Below are 4673 nucleotides of genomic sequence, written 5' to 3'. Positions count from 1 at the left end.
TTCAGCTTGAGGATGCACTCAAACATCCAAACTGGTCGATGGGAAGAAAGATCACGATCGATTCTTCCACGATGGTCAACAAGGGACTCGAAGTTATGGAAGCACACTGGCTCTTTGATGTCGACATGGATCAGGTCGAGGTGGTGGTACAGCCGCAGAGCGTGATTCACTCGATGGTCGAGTATGAGGACGGAGCGGTGATTGCACAGCTTGGAACACCGGATATGAAACTTCCGATCCAGTATGCGCTCTACTATCCGCAGAGAAGATTTCTTCCGGGAGATCGTCTGGATTTTGCAAAAATGGGTAAAATTACCTTTGAGGCGCCGGATATGGAGGTATTCAGCGGCCCGAAACTCGCCTATGAGGCAGGACGGCGCGGAGGTTCCCTTCCGACTGTCTACAATGCGGCAAATGAATACGCAGTAGGAAAATTCTTAAAGAGAGAGATTCCGTATCTTGCGATCGTCGAGATGATCGAGGCTGCGATGGAACACCATCACACAGTAGAAAATCCGGATGTGGAGCAGATTCTTGAGACAGAGCGCGAGACGTATGAATTTTTGCAGATGATGCAGTTTAATATGTAAGGGATCACTCAGAGTGGATCTCCCTCCTCTGTAGATGGGGCATCACAAACATTCTCGGCAGGGGAGATAATCCCCTTCTGACTGTGGCATGTCATTGGAATGAAAAAATAAGATCATATTTAGAAAGCAGGTGGTAAATTGCTGAATATTGTGGCGGCGGTATTGCTCTTTGGCTTTATCGTACTGGTACATGAATTCGGTCATTTTCTGCTGGCAAAACTTAACGGGATCGGTGTCGTGGAATTTTCTATCGGCATGGGTCCCCGTCTTGTCAGTCTGATAAAAAAGAATGGAACTTATAAGGTGCGGCTTTTTGCGCGCGCCGAGGAGGATGCGCTTGCACCGGAATCAGAGACTACGGTATATTCTCTGAAACTGCTCCCGTTTGGCGGCTCCTGTATGATGGTCGGGGAGGACAGTGATACCGAACATCCGGATCCGAACGCATTCGGGAATAAGCCGGTCCTTGCGCGGATTCTTGTGATTGCGGCAGGCCCGGTCTTTAACTTTATTCTGGCATTTCTGTTTGCACTTGTGATTGTGCATGCAGTCGGTCACGATGCGCCGGTTCTCTACGGGGTGACAGAAGGGTCTCCGGCTCAGGAGGCAGGACTTCAGGCAGGCGACCGGATCACAAAGATCAACGGAAGAAAGATTTACGCATACCGGGACGTCCAGCTCTATACATTTTCCCACCCGGGAGAAGAGATGGTCATTCATTATGAACGTCCGACAGGTGAAAACGGGGAGACAAAGAGCGGATTTGAAAAACGCAGTGTGACGCTGACTCCGGCTTACAGTCAGGAGTACCAGTCCTACTTAATCGGTGTGCAGTTTCGCGGATATGAGAAGGTGCACGGGATCGGAGAGCTGATCAGTGACAGTGTATATGAGGTGAGATACTGTGTTGTGTCGACCTTTGACAGTATTCGGATGCTCGTGCATCGTCAGGTGAAAGTCGATGAGGCGATCAGCGGTCCGGTCGGCATTGTAGGAATGGTCGGAGAGACTGTGCAGGAGGGGCGCGAAGTGGGAACAAAGGCAGTGATTCTGGTTCTCTCAAACTGGGTGCTTCTTTTAAGCTCCAGTCTTGGAATCATGAACCTTCTTCCGATTCCGGCACTCGATGGCGGAAGATTATTGTTTTTGCTGATTGAGCTGGTGCGCAGAAAGCCGAATGATCCAAAGATTGAGAATGCCGTTCATATGGCAGGAATGATGGTTTTAATGGCGCTGATGGTGCTTGTGCTCTTTAATGATATCAGTAAGCTGGTGATTCGCTAGTCCATGTGAATCGTCCGCACTTACCATGCACTTACAATGATAAGAGAAAGAATCGATAGGATCAGTTTGCGGGATTATGTAAATCAGGTAAACTTAGATGGCAGAGGAAAGAAAGCAAGCAATAAATAACGGAAAGAGAAAACGGATAAAAACGGGGAGGAGAAACAAGTTATGGCAGAGCGAATGAAGACAAAAGAGATTCATATTGGAAACCGCGTGATCGGCGGGGATAATCCGATTCTGATCCAGTCGATGTGCAACACGAAGACGGAAGATGTGGAGGCGACGGTTGCACAGATTCTTGCGCTTGAGAAGGCGGGATGCGACATCATCCGTGTCGCTGTTCCGACGATGGAGGCGGCAGCGGCGATCAGCAAGATCAAGAAGCAGATTCATATTCCGCTGGTTGCAGATATTCATTTTGATTACCGCCTTGCGATTGCAGCGATTGAGAGCGGGGCAGACAAAATCCGCATCAATCCGGGCAATATCGGTTCCGAGGAGCGCGTACAGGCGGTTGTGGACACTGCAAAGAAGTATGGAGTGCCGATCCGTGTCGGTGTCAACAGCGGTTCCCTCGAGAAAAATCTGATCGAGAAATACGGCGGCGTGACCGCCGAGGGAATCGTTGAGAGTGCACTTGACAAAGTTGCGATGATTGAGCGTATGGGATACGACAATCTGGTTATCAGCATCAAGTCCTCTGATGTTATGATGTGCGTGCATGCGCACGAGCTGATCAGCAAGAAGACGCATTATCCGCTCCACGTCGGCATCACCGAGGCGGGAACGCTCTCCTCCGGAAATATCAAGTCGGCAGTCGGACTCGGCATCATCCTCTATCAGGGAATCGGAGACACGATCCGCGTTTCTCTGACGGGAGATCCGCTTGAGGAGATCAAGTCCGCAAAGAGAATCTTAAAGACACTCGGACTGCGCAAGGGTGGAATCGAGGTTGTCTCCTGCCCGACCTGCGGACGTACCCAGATCGATCTGATCGGCCTTGCAAACAAGGTTGAGAATATGGTGACTGAGTTTGATCACTTAAATCTCAAGGTTGCCGTGATGGGCTGCGTCGTAAACGGACCGGGCGAGGCGAGAGAGGCTGATTTCGGTGTCGCAGGCGGAATCAAAGAAGGTCTCTTGATCAAGCACGGAGAGGTTGTAAAGAAACTTCCGGAGAGTGACCTTTTGCAGGCACTGCGCGCAGAACTTGTGAAAGCCTCCGAAGAGCAGAAAGCAAGAGATGCAAAAGAAATAAAATAAATAAAAAAGCAGATGAGAAAATAAGAAAGGATGGATGAGACGCACGATGAAAGAATTTCTGGAAGTATTTCCCGGATTACATATGACGGATCAGATGAAGGAACTGATGGGGATGGTGAAGGTAGACCGCGTCTCCATGACGAGAGACCGCCGTCTGATCCGCGTGTACATCGAGAGTCCGCGTCTGATCCATCGAAAAAATATCATGGATCTGGAGCGCGGAATTGCAGAACAGCTTTTTTATGGCAAACAGATCCAGATCAAGATTTTTGAAAAATATCGTCTGTCCGAGCAGTATACACCGGAGAAGCTTCTGGCCGCATACCGTGACAGCCTGCTCCTCGAACTCAAGCATTACAGCATTGTGGAGTACTCGATTTTCAGAAAGGCACAGTTTACTTTTCCGGAGCCGGATCTTCTGCACATGACGGTGGAGGACACGATGATCAACCGGGAGAAGGCTGGAGAACTCAAGCGGATTCTCGAGAAAGTCTTCTATGAGCGCTGTTCGATTCCTGTTGAGATTGAGTTTGAATACATTCCGGCGACACGCGCGAAAGCCTCGATTGAGAGGGAGCTTCTCGCAGAGCAGGAGGCGATGCGGATGACGGCGGCGGTTGCGGATGTGCTGAATCTGCGTGCGAGGGCAGAGGGCGGTGGTCAGGACGGAATAGAGGGACAGTCCGCGGCTGTATCAGCCGGAGGAGCCGGATCGAGAGAAATTGGAGCGCAGAAATCTGCCGGTGCAGGGGCAAATGGAACAACAGGGAAAGCGGCGGCAGTTGCTGGAGCATCAGCCGGAGGAAATTCTGCAAAGAGTGCAGCCGTATCCTCTGATTCTCATAAGGAAGCGGCGTCTGGCGGAGCCGGTTCCCATCCGGGAGTCTTACGTGGTGGAAAGCGCGAAAACTTCAAGAAGAGTGACTGGAGTTCCGGTGGATACCGCAAGAAATCCGACAATCCGGATGTGCTCTACGGACGTGATTTTGAGGATGACTTTATTGAGATCGAAAAGATCGAGGGAGAGATCGGTGAGGTCACAATCCGCGGAAAGATTTTAAAGAAAGACAGCCGCGAGCTCAAAAACGGAAAGACGATTGTCATGTTCCAGATCACAGACTTTACGGATACGATCACGGTCAAGATTTTTGCGGATCAGGATGCGCTTGAGGATGTCAACAAGGCGACGGCTGAGAAATCCTTTATCCGTCTGCGCGGAATGACAACGATTGACCGTTTTGACGGAGAACTCACAATCGGATCCGTGCGCGGAATCAAGAAAGGTGAAGATTTTACGAGCAAGCGCATGGATCACAGTCCGTTAAAGCGCGTAGAGCTTCACTGTCACACAAAGATGAGCGATATGGATGGAGTCAGCGATGTCAAGGACATTGTAAAGCGCGCAAAATCATGGGGAATGCCGGCGATCGCCGTGACGGACCACGGATGCGTGCAGGCGTTCACCGAGGCGAACCATGCGCTTGACAAAGGGGATGAATTCAAGATCCTGTATGGGGTGGAGGGGTATTTAGT

Annotated in this window: 3 protein-coding genes and 1 pseudogene; all 4 read left to right on the top strand. The window is 50.4% G+C overall.

Going from position 1 to position 4673, the window contains the following annotated elements:
* Window positions 1-590 (top strand): annotated as a pseudogene (locus ACR0QE_RS13090) (1-deoxy-D-xylulose-5-phosphate reductoisomerase); the annotation flags it as partial.
* A 141-nt stretch (window positions 591-731) separates the two neighbouring features.
* Window positions 732-1874 carry a M50 family metallopeptidase gene (locus tag ACR0QE_RS13085; RefSeq protein WP_432628776.1) on the top strand — a complete coding sequence of 381 codons (1143 nt, stop codon included), beginning with the start codon at window positions 732-734 and terminating at the stop codon, window positions 1872-1874.
* A 171-nt stretch (window positions 1875-2045) separates the two neighbouring features.
* Window positions 2046-3140 (top strand): flavodoxin-dependent (E)-4-hydroxy-3-methylbut-2-enyl-diphosphate synthase, encoded by a 1095-nt coding sequence (ispG, locus tag ACR0QE_RS13080; protein ID WP_432628775.1) that lies wholly within the window; start codon window positions 2046-2048, stop codon window positions 3138-3140.
* A 34-nt stretch (window positions 3141-3174) separates the two neighbouring features.
* A partial coding sequence (locus ACR0QE_RS13075; protein WP_432628774.1) for a PolC-type DNA polymerase III N-terminal domain-containing protein occupies window positions 3175-4673 on the top strand: 1499 nt, incomplete at its 3' end.

It is taken from the genome of Brotaphodocola sp., from assembly GCF_050873065.1.
Taxonomy (GTDB): Bacteria; Bacillota; Clostridia; order Lachnospirales; family Lachnospiraceae; genus Brotaphodocola.
The sequence above is the reverse complement of the archived record's forward strand: the minus strand, read 5'-3'. Positions and strand labels throughout refer to the sequence as shown.

What these genes read in the sequence shown, in the direction of transcription:
- ispG (WP_432628775.1), top strand. Translation starts at nt 2,046, where the DNA reads ATGGCAGAGCGAATGAAGACAAAAGAGATTCATATTGGAAACCGCGTG.